The following is a 17,985-nucleotide window of genomic DNA, read 5'->3' as shown; positions in this document are numbered from 1 at the left end:
AAAATATTGATATGAAAGGATTGCTCTATTTTGAGTGATGTATTTAATTGATTTAAAAAATTTATTAAATCAAAAGATTTATAACGATTCTAATGTAGTGAAAATATGCAAAAAAATACTTCACATGAAATAAGTATCTCTGCTTTCCATACCCGCTTATTCTCGTTAGTATGCCAATGTTAATTACTAAAAATAATTGAGAATAAAAAAAGAATCCGAAAAAAATCGGATTCTTTAACGCTATGATACAAAATCTTATGTCAGTCACGTGCCAACAGCGCGTAGACAGCTGCGACATCTTTTTTGCCGTAGCCATTCTTTTGCGCAAGAGCATACAGTTCCTTCACACTATTTGTCATTGGCAGAGGAGCTCCTGCTTCATAAGCTGTTTCAGAGATTTGCTGCAAATCTTTGTAAGCATGCTCGAGCGGGAATTGGGGGTCAAAGTTCTGCTGCAGGATGGTGTCTCGTTTTCCAGCCTGAATATCACTTGTTACGGGAAGAGCCAGCAGCACGTCCATCAAGTGTTCGGCATTGAGACCGACTGCTTCACCAAAGCTTATAGCTTCTGATAAACCAGTAAGAGACTGTACAAGCAGCATATTCACTGCTAGTTTTGTCGCGGAGCCGTTCCCGTTTTCCCCCATATGCTGAACGCTTTGTCCCATTTTTTCGAGCAAAGGTGTAATTTGTTTAACATCTTGTGCATCACCGCCAACAAGAAAGTGCAGCTTTCCTTGCTGTGCAGGTGCTTTTGAACCGGAAACTGGTGCATCAACGAAACGGATATGATGTTTCTTAGCCGCTACAGCCATTTCCTTCGTGAATGCTGGTTTTACTGTACTAACATCAACCCACAAGCTGCCTTTCTTCATTCCGCTGAACAGTCCTTCTTCTCCGAGGACTACAGCTTTCACAGCGCTTGGGTCAGTGAGCATTGTAAATACGACATCTGCTTGTTCGCCAACTTTTTGAGGTGATTCTGCCCAGACAGCACCATTGTCTACTAAATGTTGTGCTTTTGCTTTCGTACGGTTATAAACAACTAACTGCTCTCCTTTTTTGAGCAGATTAGCTGCCATGTTTTCTCCCATAATTCCTAATCCAATAAACCCAATCACAAAACCAGCCTCCTTTTGTTCTGACATTACTAGCATACAGAAAAACGGAATGTTTTTAAAAGTCTTTCGCACCGGCTATGATAAAGGCAGGGAGTGAAGAATATGAAGCTTAGTATATTGGATCAATCTCGTCTTAAAGAAGATGGCAATGCGGCAGAAGCGCTACAGGAGACAGCTCGTTTAGCAGAGCTGGCTGATCAGCTGGGGTACGAGCGCTTCTGGGTATCAGAACATCATGGGGGCAGCTTAGGACATAGCAGTCCAGAAGTCATGATGGCGCATCTGGCAAGCAGAACGTCACGAATTAGAATCGGATCCGGGGGTGTCATGCTGTCCCACTATAGTGCTTATAAAGTGGCAGAAAACGCGCGACTACTTGAAGCACTTCATCCAGGAAGAATTGACATCGGAATTGGACGTGCTCCAGGCGGTATGCCCGCTGCTAAACGAGCATTGCAAGAGCATAAAATCGTACCGGAGGATTGGTATGACCGCCAAATACGTGATCTGCTTCATTACTTGAATATAAGGAATGAGGAAAAGCATCGCTTTGGAGAATTAAAAGCAATGCCAGACATTCAGACAGCGCCTGCTGTCTGGCTGTTGGGCGGCAGTGCAGGCAGTGCAGGCCTTGCTGCTTATCACGGCATAGGATTTGCTTACGCGCAGTTTATCCGCGGAGAAAAAGATACAGCTGTACTGGAAATGTACCGACAATCTTTTCAGCAGGAGGCAGGGAAGCCGCAAGCGTTAATCAGCTTGTTCTTATTCTGTGCTGCGACGCATGAACAAGCAGAAGCATTAGCGAAAAGCCATGAAGTAGCATCCCTTTTGCAAGAACAGGGTAGACCTGTAAACGGGATGCTGCGTCCAGACACAGCTGCAGCGTACAAATTATCTCCTTATGAAAAAGAACGGCTGCAAGATAACAGAGCAACAATGGTCATTGGCACCCCAGCTGAAGTGCTTCAGCAGCTGGAGGAACTGCAGAAATATTATGGCCACGATGTGGAATTCATGCTGACAAGTCCGGTTTATGATGAGCAAGCCAGACAGAATGGCTTCCAGCTTTTAATGGAGACTTACAAGCAGCGGGGTTATTCTGTTTGAATCAGCTGCTGTTATTCTGGTATAGTAGAAAAGACAATTCATAAGAAATCTTATAACGAGTGGCGGAGGGAAAGGCCCGATGAAGCCCGGCAACCCACTGCAGGAGGGCAGTCCTGCAGGAAGGTGCTACGACCTGCAGCTTTATGTAAGCTGCGTGATAAGATAACGACGGCTGCAAGTAACGAGCTTCTTCTTATCGAAGAAGCTTTTTTAGTAGGATCGATGTGTCGTTCGGTAGGATTTCCTATGGGCAAAAGGAGTAATAGACATGAAATATGCGTATTGGCAGCCAGTAACAAACAGCTGGCTGCGGCATGTGGAGGATGAGGCATCTCTTAGCTTGTTATGTGTAAAGGAAACAGCGCGCATGGCAGAACGCAGTGGTTTTGATGCTGTATTTCTTCCTGATACCTACCTATACCAAGGAAAGAATGCAGATCAGCAGCTGGATTTTTGGGAAACAGCTAGCGCTGTGGCAGAGGCAACAAATAAACTGCATATCATGGCAGCAGTTCGGCCGAGTATTGATCAGCCAGTGGAAGCTGCTAAGCAAGCAGTGACTATTGATCAGATTAGCAACAGTCGATTTTCACTTGCGGTTGTATCTTTTCTTCGGGAAGAAGAACAAAAGCGAGAAGCTGGTGATATAGCCGGAACGGAGGAATTTTACCTGCAGACAGAGGAATTTTTTGAAGTGCTGCGCGGTGTTTGGGCAGCGGGCAGTTACACATATGATGGATTATATTATCAAGTCCAGCATATCGATTATCTCCCAGCTGCGAACAAAAAAGAAATATCGCCTTTGTACGCTGGCGGAGAGAGCGACTATTTGCGGCAGACCATTGCGGAATCATGCGATGCTTACGTGATGAAAGGCGGTACGGTACAGGAAACAGCTAGTATGGTAGCTGACATGCAAATTCGCCGGGAAGCTGCTGGCAAGCAGCCTTTTACCGAGTTTGGTATGACTGCTTATGTCATTTGTCGTGAGACAGAGGAAGAAGCCTATCAAGAATGGGAACGGATTACCGGCGTCGACTACGAAGCATATGTAACAGAGGAAGAATTAGCACAAAAAAGTATCATCAGCGACGATGCTGTTGCTGCAAGAGGACTGCGTCCGAATCTAGTTGGAACGCCAATGCAAATAGCGCAGCGGATTCTTGCTTATGAACATGCAGGCGTTAGTTTGCTTTTGCTGCAATTTTCCCCACAGCTGCGGGAAATGGAACGTTTTGCAAACGACGTCATACCGCTGGTCGAGGAAATGCGCGAAAACTCCATTTAATTGGGAATGTGTGTAGACAACACACAGGCAATCGCTTACATTAAAGATGAAGAGTAAAGGTATAGTATGGGGGCCTAACATGGAGCTATTGACAATTTTTGATGACCAGCACCGAGAGATAGGCGTGAAAGAAAGAGAAGAAGTGCATCGGGACGGGGATTGGCATGAAACGTTTCATTGCTGGTTCGTCGAACACGATGGTACAGATCTATACATTTATCTACAGCAGCGCGCCTTCAATAAAAGCGAATTTCCCGGGAAATACGACATTACCGCAGCGGGTCATTTGGAAAATGGCGAAACCCCTGTAACCGGCGGCTTGCGCGAAGTACAAGAAGAATTAGGGGTCACGCTTGAAGAGAGTGATTTGTTTTATAAGGGTGTTATCCAAGAGGAATTATTTGCTGCTAACTTGATAGATAGGGAATTTTGTCATCAATTCTTCTACTATCTGGAGGAGTTGCCGGTTATTCTGCTAAATGATGAAGTTATACAAATTATTCGGATGCGAGTGAATGACTTGGAAAGCTTGGTTGAAGGAGAACATGCGAAGATGGAAGCGGAAATCGTTGCAGGAGCACCGCGTCAGCGAATTGATGTAACACGCGATGCGTTATGCCCGCATGAGCTCGAGTATTATCGAGAAGTAATCGCGATATGCCGTACATAAAGAAAAGGAGCAGCGATTTTGCTGCTCCTTTTCTTTATGTTAAAAAGCCCAATTGCCGTTCTCAAAGATGGCTTCCACTTTACCGTCCGGTGTTTCACCAGTAATGGAAAGTTCACCAGAGCCAACCATGAAATCAACATGCGTTAAGCTGTAGTTGAAGCCCATTGCCGTTAGTTCTTCTTTTGACTTGTTTTGTGCATCTTTCACGCAAAATCCGATAGCTTGTCCAAGCGCTAAGTGACAAGAAGCATTTTCATCAAATAATGTGTTATTAAAGACAATACCAGACTGGGAGATAGGAGATTCGTGCGGCACAAGTGCTACCTCGCCAAGGAATCTCGCCCCGTCATCTGTGTCCAGTAAGTTTTTTAATGTTTCATAGCCTTTCTCGGCAGTGAAGTCTACCACTTTTCCTTTTTCGAAGGTAAGCGAAAAGTTCTCCAGCAACGTACCCCCATAATTCAAGGGCTTCGTACTGCTGACAGTCCCATTTACGCCATTTCTTACAGGAATAGTAAATACTTCTTCAGTAGGAAGATTCGGGATGTATGTACTAGCATCTTCTTTTTTAAATTCCGCGCATGTCCATATTGCTTCCGGGTGCAGCTCAATTGTTAAGTCTGTTCCAGGACCTGTATAGTGCAGTTTTCGATAATCTCTTGTATTGAGATGATCTGCATTCTTTTTCATGACGGCTACATGCTGTTCCCAAAGCTCTACTGTGTTGTCCTGATCAGAGCGGGTAGTGAAGAAGATTCTGTCCCATAATTTATCAACAGCTGCTTGACCAGTTAAGTCAGGGAAGACAGATTCGGCCCATTCTACTGTTGGAACAGAAGCAATCAGCCAGTTAATGCGTCCATTTGTTTTGTAAGCTTGGTAACCTTGTCTGGCAGCGCCTAACGCTTTTGTATAACGAGCAACTCTGGCAGGGTCAATGCCATCAAAAAGAGAAGGATTTGGTGTTTTGATTTCTAAAAATGCGGTATCAGCTGCTGCCAGTTCTTCATAAACACGACCGCGGAAAGGAGTGAAGAAATCAAGATCTTCCTCTTTCGCGTAGCTGATTTTTGCTTTGGTAATATTGTCATCCTGGTAATCAACAACAACATCGCGCATACCTGCTTCATATGCTTTTTGTGCAACAACTTTCGTAAATGGTGCAGCGGATAAATCTGCCGAAATCATTAGATCTTGTCCTTCTTTCACACGTAAGCCGATATGCAGCAATAATTCAGCATATTTTTCTAACTTTTGTTCAAAATCCATGTTTATTCCCCCTTAAATACGATCCATCTTATTTTACCAGAAAATTGTGACTAGAGCCGATACTCGAGAGAGAATTTAGCAATGGGGTCAAAGTGGGAAGAACGTTTAATATGGCGGGGGAATATCCAGCGTTTAGATAGCTTTGCTGTGGCGGCACTCAAATCAATACCGCAGCCAGAAGAGAAAGCTTGCCAAACAAACTTCGTGCAATAATTCCAATTTGTATCTGCCAATGTCCTGTTAAAACGATAGCCCTTCATGGAACCGATATGTTGCACTGCCCATGCTGCTGCTTCTGTTGGGTCAGCTTTTGGGCGGAGAAGTGTGAGCGTCCCACCGTAACGATGCCGCGACAAATAAGCAGGCAGAGATTCTGCTATACCTCCTGATGGATGTGCGTGGTATATCTTGCCATCTCCTCCAACTATTCCAGCATGGCTGAAAAAGAAAGTAGAGGGACCGATAGAGCTGTACAGCACATCTCCGGCGCGCAGCTGTGCATTCATAACGGCTGCTGTTTGGTATAGTTTCTGAAATTCTGCAATGGATTTCTTCTTCATCAAACACCACTCCTGACGTAAATGTCATAAAATCGCAAACGAAAACATGTTTCTTTCCCTTTGCATGTATTATGATAGAGAAAGATTCTAGATTTGTGGAGGTTTATGCATGCACGCGTTAAAAGAACAAGGCTACAGCCGATATGATTTACAGAAAGAGCTTGCTTATGATGGATTGGAGAAAGATTTAGCCGAGCTGCAAGCTGTCTTTGATACATTACCGACGGATAGCTATGCACCCGAATTAAACCGCTATCGTCGCTATTCTCGGGCAATCATCTTTGATAAGGATGAGCGTATGGAATGGCTGCCAAGTATTGAGCGGGAAAATGGCAGTATGGCGCAGTATTTTCAAGGCCGCTTCAACCCGGAATATGTGGACTCTTACAGAGAATTTCCATCCCTTCCCGATCATATTCTGGAAAATAAATTACTGCAGAAGATTATCATGCATGATTACAAAGAGACTTTTTGGCGTCAGGAAGACTTGATCTTGCCGGTTCATGCAGGTATTCATTTTGTGAAGCTGGAAGTGACAGAAGACGGGCAGGAAGGCGTCTCTTCTCCTAACCTTATTCACCAGGATGGTGAGCCGTTCACCTTTGCACATCTGATGAAGCGGGATAATGTTGTTGGCGGTCTGAATATCGTTGCAACGCCTGCTTGTGCAGGGAAACTGCCGAAGGATGCAGATGAAAGCCAGTTTCATGAAAGCTTTGAAATTCATCGGCCATTAGAATCGTATGGTGTTCATGATGAGGCTGTAAGCCATTATGTCAGTCCTATCCAAAAAGGAGAAGCAGACCGACCAGGAGTACGTTCTATTCTTTTGATTGATTTTCAGCCAACTGTACTAGCGTAAAAAGGAGCGAAAGTGATGACCGTATCTATTCGGAAAGCATGTCTAGCTGATTGCCGCCGTATTGGAGAAATTAGCGCACGGAGTTGGCAATATGCCTATAAAGATATTTTGCCGGCTGCTTATTTGGCGGCTATTCACCCTGAAGACAGGGCAGAACGGTTTGAAAAAGTACTATCGTCAGGATCGCTCCTGCTCGTGGCCGAGTCAGAAGGAACTATTGCCGGATTTATCAGCGGCGGCAAATGCCGTGATAAGCTGTATCCGGAGTATGATGGAGAAGTATATGCCATTTATGTTGATCCAGCGTCTGTCAAACAAGGGGTTGGTACAAAACTGATGCGTTCATTAGAAGAACAGCTTGCGGCTGAAGGGATGACAGGAATTGTCGCGTGGATGCTTGCAGGGAATGAGGCGAAGTACTTTTACGAAGGACTTGGCGGGCAGAAAATCGGTGAAGATCAATTTAATATAGAAGGGATTGCTTATCCCGAAATAGCATATGGATGGAAAATAGCGGACAAATGATGTCCGCTATTTTTGGATACAGAGCTGCTCTGCTCCTATGTATTGCTGGCCGTCGAACGTTAGCTTCCACACAGCAGGCATAGCCAGCTGCTTCCAAAAAGCATAATGAAATTGATTATCATAATGCCCCAAAGCCAGCGTCATCAAGTTACCATGTGTTCCAATAGCGACACGTTTTCCGGGGTAGGAGGCAAGTATGTCTTGGAAGGCAGCAACGCCCCTAGTCCTGGCAGTTTTGTTTGATTCTCCGCCTGGAAAGTGAAAATCTTCCTGCATCCATAATTGATGAATAGCCTCATGAAAGTTCTTCGCTGGGCTGTCAGCAAGTTGACGTTCACGCAGCCGCTCATCCATTATCACCAGGTTGTTAGTGGCGATCGTTTCCCATGCGCGCCGATAAGGGCTTGATATCTTGATCTCAACTTGTTCAGCAGCTAGTAGTTGGTGCACAAGTTTGGCAGCTAAGTAGCCTGCTTCTGATAAAGGTCTGTTTCGTTCATCGGATGTATAAATACTATGTGCGTGACGCACAACATAAAGTGATGTCAGCAATTTCATTTTTCCTCCTCTTCCTCTATTCTATCAATTACAGGGAAAGTATTTGCAATTTATGAAGTTATAGATTACATTTTGTAAGTAACTAATAAAAAGTACGTTAAGGAGGCGAAGCATGATGATGGAACTTCACGGTATTCACCACGTTTCCGCCATTACAGCTAATGCAGCAAATAACTATGAATTCTACACAAAAGTATTAGGAATGCGCCTTGTTAAAAAAACCGTCAATCAAGATGACACATCTATGTATCATTTATTTTATGCAGACAAGCTCGGCAGTCCGGGAACAGATTTAACATTCTTTGAAATTCATCGGGCAGGTCGAACGTATACAGGAAACAACAGCATTTCGCTAACTTCTTTGCGTGTTGCCTCTGATAAAGCAATTGTATATTGGAAAGAACGTTTAGATTCATTTGGCATAGCAGCACAGCAAGTTGAATTGCAAGGACGGCAAGTGCTGTTCTTTGAGGATCCGGAAAAGCAGCGGCTTATGTTAGTATCTGATCAAGAGAATGAAGGGGTGCATGCAGGCATTCCATGGGAAGAAACCGATGTTCCATCTGCTTTTGCCATAATTGGTTTAGGACCAGTAAAACTGACAGTTCCAGAACTGGCGTCAACAGAGCGCGTACTGCTGGATTTAATGGGATTTCGAAAAAAAGCGAATGCCCAGCTCCCTGATGGAACTGATTTACACATTTACGAAGTAGGGGAAGGCGGAACAGGCGCTGAAGTGATGCTGGAAGTGATGCCAGCGTTGCAAAAAGAGCGTCCTGGACGGGGAAGTGTGCACCATGTTGCTTTTCGTGTGAAAGATAAAGAAGCTTTGGAACGTGCGAAAAAGATTCTGTACGCAGCCCATCTGCCGAACTCGGGATTGGTAGATCGCTATTATTTCCAATCACTTTACTTTAGAGAGCCAAATGGTATTCTTTTCGAGCTTGCAACAGACGGACCTGGTTTCGCCACGGACGAAGATCCGGACAGCTTAGGAGAAAGATTGGCTTTACCGCCATTTCTGGAAGGCGAACGAGATACAATAGAAGCAAAACTAACACCCATTGATACAAAAAGGACGTAATAACAACAACCGCCTCCAGGGGCGGTTTTTAAGTTTTACAGGGTTGACGCATACCGTCATATTGTGATTTTATAGATAGAAATATATGCGTAAAAGAGGCATTCTCGGGCAGTGTTTCATAGTGCGGGATTTTTTTGCAGTGTTATGGGCATAACGTATAAGGATAATAGGAGCTGAGGCACAGTGGGAAAAAGAACGAAACAATACGAAGCAGCAAAACGATTAGGTGAGGTTGCGTTAGGAAAGCGTCCCGCTGATTTGATTATCCGAGATGGCATCCTTGTTAATGTATTTACAGGAGAACTGCTGGAGCATACAGATGTTGTCATTTCAGACGACCGAATCGCATTAGTCGGAAAGGCAGCAGCAGAACATGAAGGACCAGATACAAAGATTGTCGAGGCAAACGGACATTATCTAGTACCGGGTCTGATTGATGGTCATATGCACGTGGAGAGCACCATGCTGTCCGTTACGGAGTTTTCCAAAGCTGCGCTTGCGAAAGGGACAACAACTGTATTCATGGATCCGCATGAAATAGCGAATGTATTTGGTGCAGAAGGCGTTCGTTATATGCATGAAGAAGGACAGCAGCTGCCGTTGAAAGTATATACGACGTTCCCATCCTGTGTGCCAGCAACGGATGATTTAGAAGATGCAGGTGCCAGTCTGACAGTTGCCGATATACAGGAAGGACTCAGCTGGGATAACGTGCAAGGTCTCGGTGAAGTAATGAACTTCCCAGGTGTTGTGCATGGCGAGGCCAAGATGCTTGGCGAAATTGCTGAAACAATGAAAGCAAACAAAACTGTAACCGGTCATTTCCCTTCAGAAGATCCGTATGCATTAGAAGCCTATATTGCAGCGGGTGTAACGTCTGATCATGAAACGATTGCGAAAGAAGATGCATTACATAAGCTTCGCGCAGGTTTGCATGTGCAAATTCGAGAAGGATCCGCATGGCGCGATGTGAAGGAAGTAATCAAAGTAATTACAGAATATAATGTGGATACACGCAATATCTCATTAGTGACAGATGATGTTTATCCGGAAACTTTAATTACAAAAGGGCATATGAATCATGTTGTTCGCCGTGCCATTGAAGAAGGGCTGAACCCTGTAACAGCAATCCAATTGGCGACAATCAACTCTGCTCGTTATTTCCATATGGAAAACGATATTGGCAGTATCAGTGCCGGTAAATTTGCAGACCTGCTCGTTGTAGAAGATTTGCACAAGATGGAAGCATCTGTTGTCATAGCAGACGGCCGTATGCAGTATGCAAATGGAGAACTGCAGCAGCAATTCCCAACTTATACATATCCAGAAACAGTCCGAAGCTCTGTGCATCTAGCCCGTGACATGCAGGCAGATGATTTCCTTCATAGGACAGATCGCCCAGACGGTGATGTGCACGTGCATGTTGTCAAAGCAATTGAAGGAAGTGCACGTACAGAGAAAATGACAGCAACACTGCAAGTGGAAAATGGAGCAGTACAAATTGATAAGAACCAAGACATCATTCATTTGTCTTGTATTGAACGGCATAAAGGTACCGGCCAAATCTCTAATGTGTTCGTGCACGGCTTCCAATTCGAGCAAGGTGCAGTGGCATCAACGGTGGCACATGACAGTCATAACCTGCTTGTAATGGGCGTTGACCGAGAGGATATGGCTATTGCAGCCAACAGACTCGCTGAAATTGGCGGCGGTTTGGTTGCTGTACGCAACGGTGAGATTCTAGCTGAACTGCCAATGCCGATCGCAGGTCTCATGTCAGATCAGCCGCTAGAAACAGTCGTCAGCCAAGTAAGCGACCTAGTCAAAGCGTGGGAAAAACTCGGCTGCAGCATGACAGACCCAGTCATGACATTCTCCCTAATTGCGCTGCCGGTAATCCCAGAAATCCGAATCACAAACCGCGGGCTTGCCGACGTCACAACATTCAAGCTGATTGATGTGATTATTTCAGAATAGCATAGCTCGATTTAGACAAATATATCTTCATCAAGCAAAATCCGAACTTAGTATAGAATTCAGCAGATGAATTCACATTAGTTCGGATTTTTCTTTTTATGGAATCAGTATTTAACCAGTAATTTATCTTTTCATCCTCTGTAATTAGCTAGGTTATTAGCGAGATAGTAGAAAAAGTTATGTTATTGATTTTGTCTACGTCTATTCCGTCTTTGTGTTTGATAATAAATTATCTCTTTACCTAGCTCCGGATGAGCGGCGCTCGAACGCTATTTTAGTAGTTAACAAACGGTCATGTGATTGACAAAAACCTGGAGTATCTGTTATTATACTTTAATACTTTACCATAATAAAGCGATGGAGGAATTTGAAGTGAACGCAGTAGTGATTGGCGTTATTTTAGTACTAATTTTAAGTTTGTTACGAGTCAATGTAGTTTTCTCTCTTATATGCGGAGCAATTGCTGGTGGCTTGGTCGGCGGTCTTGGTACAGATGGCACTTTAACCGCCTTTACAGACGGAGTTGGCGGAGGAGCTGAAGTTGCCCTTAGTTATGCTATGCTAGGCGGGTTCGCTGTGGCAATTGCTAGTACAGGACTGCCAGAAGCAATGGTTCGCGGCATCATTTCTATTAGCGGAAAAAAAGAGACGGCATATTCCAAGAAACGCTCCCGAGCACTTGTGCTGATTTTAATCTTACTTATGGCGTGTTTATCTCAGAATGCGATTCCCGTGCATATTGCATTTATCCCATTACTCATTCCACCATTGTTGAGCATTCTGAATGACCTAAAGATTGACCGGCGTTTAACAGCAACTATACTGACTTTTGGTCTCGTGACGCCTTACATGTCTCTGCCAGTCGGTTACGGCGAAATATTCCAAGGGCTTGTGGCGAGTAATATCACGTCGAATGGTCTTGAAGTTACTTCTAATCAAGTTACCAAAGCAATGATTTTTCCAGCATGCGGTATGATAATTGGATTGTTAATCGCACTCTTTACTTATCGGAAGCCTCGTGTTTATGAAGACAGGGAGCTGCCGGTTCCAGATGAAGTGAAAAAGGAAAACAGCCAATTTAAAGTACGTACATTAATTTTTTCTATACTTGCTATCGTTGCGGCATTGTCTGTTCAAATTTGGACGGATTCGATGATCTTTGGTGCACTTGCCGGGATTGTAGTTTTATATGCAACAGGTACATTGAAGTGGAAGGAAGCAGATAGCATCCTGACGAACGGAATGCGGCTTATGGCATTTATCGGTTTCGTCATGATTGCTGCTTCTGGTTTTGCAAATGTTATTGGAGAAACAGGCGATGTCGAAGGTTTAGTTGAGAGTGCGGCAAACGCTATAAACGGCAGCCAAGCATTAGGAGCACTATTAATGCTAGTAGTCGGGCTTCTTGTGACAATGGGGATTGGCTCATCCTTCTCCACAATTCCGGTTATTGCCACTATTTTCGTACCATTAGCTACCGAATTAGGATTCAGTCCGCTTGCAGTGATTGCTTTAGTTGGAACAGCTGGAGCATTAGGAGATGCGGGATCTCCGGCATCTGATTCCACGCTTGGACCAACTGCAGGACTGAACGCAGACGGGCAGCACAATCATATTTGGGACAGTGTTGTTCCAACCTTCTTGCATTATAACTTGCCAGTCATTGCCCTTGGCTGGATTGCTGCAATGGTTCTCTGAGGTTGAATGCGAGACAAGCTAGCGTTATGATACATGTAGATGCAGAGATAATGAAGGGGCGATAGAAGTGGAAGGCAAATCAGTACGAGAACTAGTGACAGAGATTAAAAATAAAGAAATCTCTCCAGTCGAGGTTGCTTCCTATTATATGGAGCAGACGGAAAAATTGAACGGAGACATCAATGCTTTCGTTACGATGAACAATAATTTGCTTGCTGATGCGAAGGAAGCGGAAGCGGCCGTGATGCGTGGTGATCGTACCGGTTTGCTGCATGGCATACCAGTCGGCATTAAAGATTTAACGCCAGTAAAAGGAATGCGGACTACTTTTGGGTCCCCAGCAGCCAAAGACTTTATTGCTGATCGAGACGCAACGATTGTGAAGCGACTTCGCCAGGCAGGTGCACTCATTATGGGCAAAACGAATACACCTGAATTCGGCCATAAAGGGACGACAGATAATTTAGTGTTTGGCGCTACGGTAAATCCTTGGGATCACACGAAAACAGCCGGAGGCTCCAGCGGCGGTTCTGCTGCTGCTGTAGCTGCAGGCATGGTGCCGCTGGCAGAAGGAAGCGATGGCGGAGGATCCATTCGTATACCTGCCAGTCTCTGCGGTATTTTCGGATTTAAGCCAACATATGGCCGCATTCCAATGGATAATAATCTGAACAATGTTTTCGGATCTAGTGATCCTTTCGTTAATCATGGGCCGCTCTCCAAGAAACCAGATGACAGTGCTATGTTCTTAGAAGCAGTACAAGGACCGTCTGCAACTGACCCGTTCAGCCTGCCGTTATTAGACAAGCATATTGGTTCTTCCTATTTAGAGGAACAAGCAAAAGGCCTTCGTATTGCATATACACCGGATTTCGGCATGTATGCAGTTGATCCGGAGGTGCGAAAGGTAGTCGAAGCAACCTTTGATCACTGGCGGGCTCTCGGAATGTCAGTTGAAGTTGTTGACCTTAACTTTGATATGGATCGCCATCAGTTTAATGGATTTTTTACAAGCATGTGGTATGCTGCTTCTGCAGCAGGCAGTGCGAAGCTGCTTGAAGAACATCCTGAATGGGTGTCTGACTCCTATCGCGAGATGATCGAAAAAGGCAAGCCGTTAATGGCTTCTGAATACCGCGCTTATGAACGCAATCGGACTACCGTTTGGAACCGACTCCAAACTGTGCTTCAAGATTACGATTTGGTGCTCTCACCAACTTTAGCTGTACCGGCTTTTGATTATCACTTACTCGGACCATCTGTAATTGACGGACAAGTTGTGAAGGAAGATGCAGATTGGATGATGACGCATGCATATAACGTCACAGGTCTTCCATCCGCTTCACTTCCTGCTGGTTTGTCCCGAAACGGTTTGCCTATCGGCATGCAGATCGCCGCAAACAGATTTGAAGATGCTCGTGTCCTGCGCGCCGCACAAGCCTATATGGATGCCTATCCACTTACTTAAAAAGCAGCTTCGGCTGCTTTTTTCTTTTTGTCTAGCAGCAGCAGCTCTATTTACAGAATCTTTACTAGAATCAAAACTTTCCTCCTATATCAGACAACCCAATTTACCGCTAATATGGTAATTGACGGAGTTTGGGAGTTTTTGCTGAACTTACTACTATTTTGGGGGAATCATGTAGATGGGCAAAAAGGCAATATCCATTTTTGCAGTAGCTGCACTAATCTTTTCTGGAGTTTTACCAAGTTTCGCTGCTGATGTACAGGCAGCAGAATCTCAGAAGTCACCAATCTTATCGGAGTATGTCGAAGGAAGCTCGTATAACAAGGCAATAGAGCTTTATAACCCGACAGATGAAGCAATTAATCTGAGCACTTTCGAACTCGCTGGTTATTTTAACGGGAATACAGAGGCGTCAGCACAGATGACGCTAACGGGTACATTAGCACCGGGAGATACATACGTCATTGCTAATCCGCGTGCGAGTGAAGCATTGCTAGCCAAAGCAGATATGACCAATGGCAGTGTGATTAACTTTAATGGTAATGATGCTGTTGCACTGCAGCAGAATGATGCAGTGTTAGATGTGGTCGGTGAAATTGGCAATGATCAGAATACAGCGAAAGATACAGGCCTGATGCGGTCCGCTGATGTGACAGAAGGCAGCACAGTCTTTGTGTCAGAACAGTGGGAAACAACTGCTAAAGATGCATTTGAAACAATTGGTTCACACGGGCAAGAGCAGCCAGGAGAAGAGCCGGAAGAAGAAACGGAAGCCGGTACGGTTCAGCCAATTGCCAATGTGAAAAATAAAACAGGTGAAACAGTAACGGTAGAAGGAATCGCAACAGCTGATAATGCAAGTATCGGCGGTGGTAAGTTATCCACTTTTGTGCAGGATGAATCAGCTGGTATTAATGTATATCATAGCGATGCCACTGCTTTTCCTGACATAAAAGAAGGCGACCGTATCCAAGTTACTGGAGAAATTACTAGCTATAAAGGGCTGACAGAGATAAGCCCGGCAGCAGATGGCGTAACAGTCGTTTCTGCTGATAATGAAGTACCATCAGCCGAAGAGTTAACAATCAGTCAGCTTCAAGCGGAAGAGACGGCTGAACCAGCTGAAGGCAAGCTTGTTCAAGTAACAGGCTATATTAAGGATATTCCTGACAGCCCAGCTGGCGGCGGATATAATATTCAGTTCCTGAATGAAAACTATGAATCTATTACAGTTCGCGTAATGGAGTCTGCGTTAAATACTAGTACTGTGGAAGAAGGAAAGTGGTATACCGTTACTGGTATTCTAAGTCAATATGACAGCTATCAAATTCTGCCGCGCAAAGCGGATGACATCGAGTTGGCAGCAGAACAGCCAGATGCGCCAGAAACAGCTAGTACGTACCAAGCTGTTGTAAAATCCGTTACAGATGGAGACACAATTCGTTTGCAGGAGCCTGTACTGGGATCTGATCGTGTCCGTTTCGTAAACGCAGATACACCGGAAACATTCCATTCCGTCAAAAATGAATTGGATCAAAATCAGCTGAATCACGGAAAAGAAGCTTCTAACTTCCTAAAATCGAAGTTGGCAGCAGGCGAAGAAATCACGCTTAAAGTAGGGGGGGAGCCAACTGATAACTACGGCCGCCTGCTAGCACAAGTTATTACCGCTGATGGAGAAAACATGAATCTGGAATTGGTGAAAGAAGGATTTGCGGTTACGTACTTCATTTCACCAATTGGTAGTCCGGATGAATACGCCAGCTTTCAGCAAGCTGTTGCGCAAGCAAGAGCACAAGAAAAAGGTATTTGGAATCCAGAATCACCGCTAGAAGAGCTGCCGTTTGAGTTCCGCGCACGCTATGATGGCGGTGGACTTGATAAGTATGTGGGCAATTCAGATACGAATGAATATGTAACACCAGATCAATGGGAATCTATTCCGGTAGAAAAACGCATATTCTTCTGGACAGAGCAAGACGCCATTGAAGCAGGCTTCACAGCAGCAGATGGAACAGAACCGCCAGTTGAAGGTGACAATTTGGCTGTCCAGCTGCTTGGTATGAATGACTTGCACGGTAAGATTGATCAGCAATATGACTTGGATATTACGGAAGATGACGTGACAGATGGAACATTTGGGCGAATGGATTATACTGCTGCAGCAATTAAAGCGCGAGAAGCAGAAAATCCAAATAGCTTACTTGTTCATGCAGGCGATATGATTGGAGGCAGCTCACCTGTATCCGCATTGTTACAGGATGAACCAACAATCGAGATTATGGAAGCGATGGGCTTTGATGTCGGCACAATAGGCAACCATGAGCTGGATGAAGGAACAGATGAATTGCTTCGAATCATTGAAGGCGGGGAGCACCCAAATGGAACACCAGGTTATGATGGAGCAAATTTTGCCACACTATGTGCAAACTGTGTGGATAAAGACAGTGGAGAGACGATTCTGCCGCCTTACAGCATCGAAGAAGTTGACGGAGAGAAGATAGGCTTTATCGGCGTTAATACGACAGCATCACTAGGTATGGTAATGCCAGAAGGAATTCAGGATATTACAATCACAGATGAAACAGAAGCAGTGAACAAAGCGGCTAGTGAGCTAAAAGCACAAGGCGTGAGAGCCATTGTTGTGCTGGCGCATATGCCTGCTACGCAAAGCGGAGACAGTGCAACAGGTGATGCTGCTGATATGGCAAAGGCAGTGGATGATGAAGTCGATGTTATCTTTGCTGCCCATAATCATGCAGTCGTGAATGCAACGGTTGATAACAAACTGATTGTCCAAGCTTCCGAATACGGAAAAGCGTTCTCTGATGTTGATTTAGAAATTGACCGTGCAACAGGAGATATTGTCTCGAAGCAGGCAGAGATTGTTTGGGTAAACCAAGCTGCACATACACCTGACCCGACTGTAGGTTCTATCTTGGCTAAATATGCCGAAGAAGTAGCTCCGATCATGAATGAAGTCGTAGGTGTTGCAGATCATACAATGACTGGCGGTTATGCAGTCAAAGGTGAAGTAGGCGATAATGCACTTGGCAACTTGATTGCTGATGGCATGAACGAAGCTATGAACAGTGATTTTGCAATGATGAATGGCGGCGGAATAAGAGATGACTTGCTCGAAGGAGAAGTTACATGGGGTGAATTGTTTAATATCCAGCCGTTTAATAATACGCTTATGACATTTGAAATAGATGGAGCAGCCCTAGAAACGATTTTAAATGCTCAGATTACGTCGTACGGTCCAGATTACAGCATTAGCGGCTTCACGTATACATGGAATGGAGAAACGAATCAGGTTGTCGATATTAAGCTGCCTGACGGTTCGCCTATCAATGAAGAAGAAGTGTATACACTGACAGTTAATAACTTTATGGGCACGTCACTAGGTGATAAATACCGTCCAATTAGCGAACTAGGTCGTAATCCGGTAATGGGACCAGAAGATTTGGAAGCGACTGTGTCATATGTAAGAAGCTTTGATATGGAGCCGATTGCTTATGAAGCAGAAGGACGTATTTCGGAAGTGAGCGGTGATACACCGACTGATCCGCCGACAGAACCTGAGGATCCGCCGGTAGATCCAGAAGACCCGCCAACCAATCCAGAAGATCCTCCAACCGAACCTGACGAGCCAGAAGAGGATGAGCAGCCGAATCATCCAATTGTGGACTTTGTTAAAGGAATTGTTGACACAGTTTGGAATTGGGTAAAGAACCTGTTTTGGCGCTGGTAATGAAAAACACCTTCAAGCAACTACTGCTTGAAGGTGTTTTT

The 17,985-nt window shown here is 44.7% G+C and carries 14 protein-coding genes and 1 riboswitch; of the genes, 10 read left to right on the top strand and 4 right to left on the bottom strand.

The features are described from left to right. Positions 1–260 precede the first annotated feature (260 nt). Entirely contained in the window at positions 261–1,121 is an 861-nt protein-coding gene (locus tag KS242_RS14985; protein ID WP_217322070.1) for an NAD(P)-dependent oxidoreductase, read from the bottom strand. Positions 1,122–1,223: 102 nt separating this feature from the next. Between KS242_RS14985 and KS242_RS14980 the strand changes: the two genes are divergently transcribed. From KS242_RS14980 to KS242_RS14970, 3 genes are all read left to right on the top strand, one after another. Further along, positions 1,224–2,231 carry an LLM class flavin-dependent oxidoreductase gene (locus tag KS242_RS14980; RefSeq protein ID WP_217322069.1) on the top strand — a complete coding sequence of 336 codons (1,008 nt, stop codon included), beginning with the start codon at positions 1,224–1,226 and terminating at the stop codon, positions 2,229–2,231. A 47-nt stretch (positions 2,232–2,278) separates the two neighbouring features. Continuing rightward, positions 2,279–2,395, top strand: a riboswitch (SAM riboswitch). Positions 2,396–2,499: 104 nt separating this feature from the next. Next, positions 2,500–3,519 carry an LLM class flavin-dependent oxidoreductase gene (locus tag KS242_RS14975; protein WP_217322068.1) on the top strand — a complete coding sequence of 340 codons (1,020 nt, stop codon included), beginning with the start codon at positions 2,500–2,502 and terminating at the stop codon, positions 3,517–3,519. A 79-nt stretch (positions 3,520–3,598) separates the two neighbouring features. Further along, a complete protein-coding gene (locus KS242_RS14970; RefSeq protein ID WP_217322067.1) occupies positions 3,599–4,189 on the top strand; it encodes an NUDIX hydrolase in 591 nt (196 codons plus the stop codon). A gap of 39 nt (positions 4,190–4,228) precedes the next feature. On the opposite strand, the gene KS242_RS14965 is transcribed toward KS242_RS14970, so the two are convergent. Next, on the bottom strand, positions 4,229–5,458 hold the full coding sequence (locus tag KS242_RS14965; RefSeq protein WP_217322066.1) for an aminopeptidase: 1,230 nt from the start codon (positions 5,456–5,458) through the stop codon (positions 4,229–4,231). A gap of 50 nt (positions 5,459–5,508) precedes the next feature. After that, positions 5,509–6,018, bottom strand: coding sequence for a YiiX/YebB-like N1pC/P60 family cysteine hydrolase (locus tag KS242_RS14960; protein WP_217322065.1), 510 nt, complete (start codon positions 6,016–6,018; stop codon positions 5,509–5,511). Between the two features lie 109 nt (positions 6,019–6,127). On the opposite strand from KS242_RS14960, the gene KS242_RS14955 reads away from it, so the two are divergent. Together KS242_RS14955 and KS242_RS14950 are read left to right on the top strand one after the other, a co-directional pair. After that, entirely contained in the window at positions 6,128–6,880 is a 753-nt protein-coding gene (locus KS242_RS14955) for a 2OG-Fe dioxygenase family protein (protein ID WP_217322064.1), read from the top strand. Between the two features lie 15 nt (positions 6,881–6,895). Continuing rightward, a complete protein-coding gene (locus KS242_RS14950) occupies positions 6,896–7,405 on the top strand; it encodes a GNAT family N-acetyltransferase (protein ID WP_217322063.1) in 510 nt (169 codons plus the stop codon). Positions 7,406–7,411: 6 nt separating this feature from the next. Here the strand turns inward: KS242_RS14950 and KS242_RS14945 are convergent, their stop codons facing one another. Next, a complete protein-coding gene (locus KS242_RS14945) occupies positions 7,412–7,963 on the bottom strand; it encodes a histidine phosphatase family protein (RefSeq protein WP_254391726.1) in 552 nt (183 codons plus the stop codon). A 118-nt stretch (positions 7,964–8,081) separates the two neighbouring features. Here KS242_RS14945 and KS242_RS14940 point away from each other — a divergent pair, with 118 nt between their 5' ends. The 5 genes from KS242_RS14940 (at position 8,082) to KS242_RS14920 (ending at position 17,944) form a co-directional block, all read left to right on the top strand. Next, a complete protein-coding gene (locus tag KS242_RS14940; RefSeq protein ID WP_217324183.1) occupies positions 8,082–9,047 on the top strand; it encodes a ring-cleaving dioxygenase in 966 nt (321 codons plus the stop codon). Between the two features lie 183 nt (positions 9,048–9,230). Continuing rightward, positions 9,231–11,024: an adenine deaminase gene (gene ade / locus KS242_RS14935; RefSeq protein WP_217322062.1), complete on the top strand. Its 1,794-nt coding sequence runs from the start codon at positions 9,231–9,233 to the stop codon at positions 11,022–11,024. 372 nt (positions 11,025–11,396) lie between these two features. Further along, positions 11,397–12,722 (top strand): Na+/H+ antiporter family protein, encoded by a 1,326-nt coding sequence (locus tag KS242_RS14930; RefSeq protein WP_217322061.1) that lies wholly within the window; start codon positions 11,397–11,399, stop codon positions 12,720–12,722. A gap of 67 nt (positions 12,723–12,789) precedes the next feature. Beyond that, positions 12,790–14,190: an amidase gene (locus KS242_RS14925; protein ID WP_217322060.1), complete on the top strand. Its 1,401-nt coding sequence runs from the start codon at positions 12,790–12,792 to the stop codon at positions 14,188–14,190. A gap of 178 nt (positions 14,191–14,368) precedes the next feature. Next, complete coding sequence (locus KS242_RS14920) at positions 14,369–17,944, top strand: 5'-nucleotidase C-terminal domain-containing protein (protein WP_254391725.1); 3,576 nt, start codon at positions 14,369–14,371, stop codon at positions 17,942–17,944. Positions 17,945–17,985 lie beyond the last annotated feature (41 nt).

The organism is Terribacillus sp. DMT04 (assembly GCF_019056395.1).
Lineage (GTDB): Bacteria > Bacillota > Bacilli > Bacillales > Amphibacillaceae > Terribacillus > Terribacillus aidingensis_A.
The sequence above is the reverse complement of the archived record's forward strand: the minus strand, read 5'-3'. Positions and strand labels throughout refer to the sequence as shown.

What these genes read in the sequence shown, in the direction of transcription:
- KS242_RS14975 (WP_217322068.1), top strand. Translation starts at nt 2,500, where the DNA reads ATGAAATATGCGTATTGGCAGCCAGTAACAAACAGCTGGCTGCGGCAT.
- KS242_RS14940 (WP_217324183.1), top strand. Translation starts at nt 8,082, where the DNA reads ATGGAACTTCACGGTATTCACCACGTTTCCGCCATTACAGCTAATGCA.
- KS242_RS14980 (WP_217322069.1), top strand. Translation starts at nt 1,224, where the DNA reads ATGAAGCTTAGTATATTGGATCAATCTCGTCTTAAAGAAGATGGCAAT.
- KS242_RS14950 (WP_217322063.1), top strand. Translation starts at nt 6,896, where the DNA reads ATGACCGTATCTATTCGGAAAGCATGTCTAGCTGATTGCCGCCGTATT.
- KS242_RS14970 (WP_217322067.1), top strand. Translation starts at nt 3,599, where the DNA reads ATGGAGCTATTGACAATTTTTGATGACCAGCACCGAGAGATAGGCGTG.
- KS242_RS14920 (WP_254391725.1), top strand. Translation starts at nt 14,369, where the DNA reads ATGGGCAAAAAGGCAATATCCATTTTTGCAGTAGCTGCACTAATCTTT.
- KS242_RS14960 (WP_217322065.1), bottom strand. Translation starts at nt 6,018, where the DNA reads ATGAAGAAGAAATCCATTGCAGAATTTCAGAAACTATACCAAACAGCA.
- KS242_RS14965 (WP_217322066.1), bottom strand. Translation starts at nt 5,458, where the DNA reads ATGGATTTTGAACAAAAGTTAGAAAAATATGCTGAATTATTGCTGCAT.
- KS242_RS14955 (WP_217322064.1), top strand. Translation starts at nt 6,128, where the DNA reads ATGCACGCGTTAAAAGAACAAGGCTACAGCCGATATGATTTACAGAAA.
- KS242_RS14945 (WP_254391726.1), bottom strand. Translation starts at nt 7,963, where the DNA reads ATGAAATTGCTGACATCACTTTATGTTGTGCGTCACGCACATAGTATT.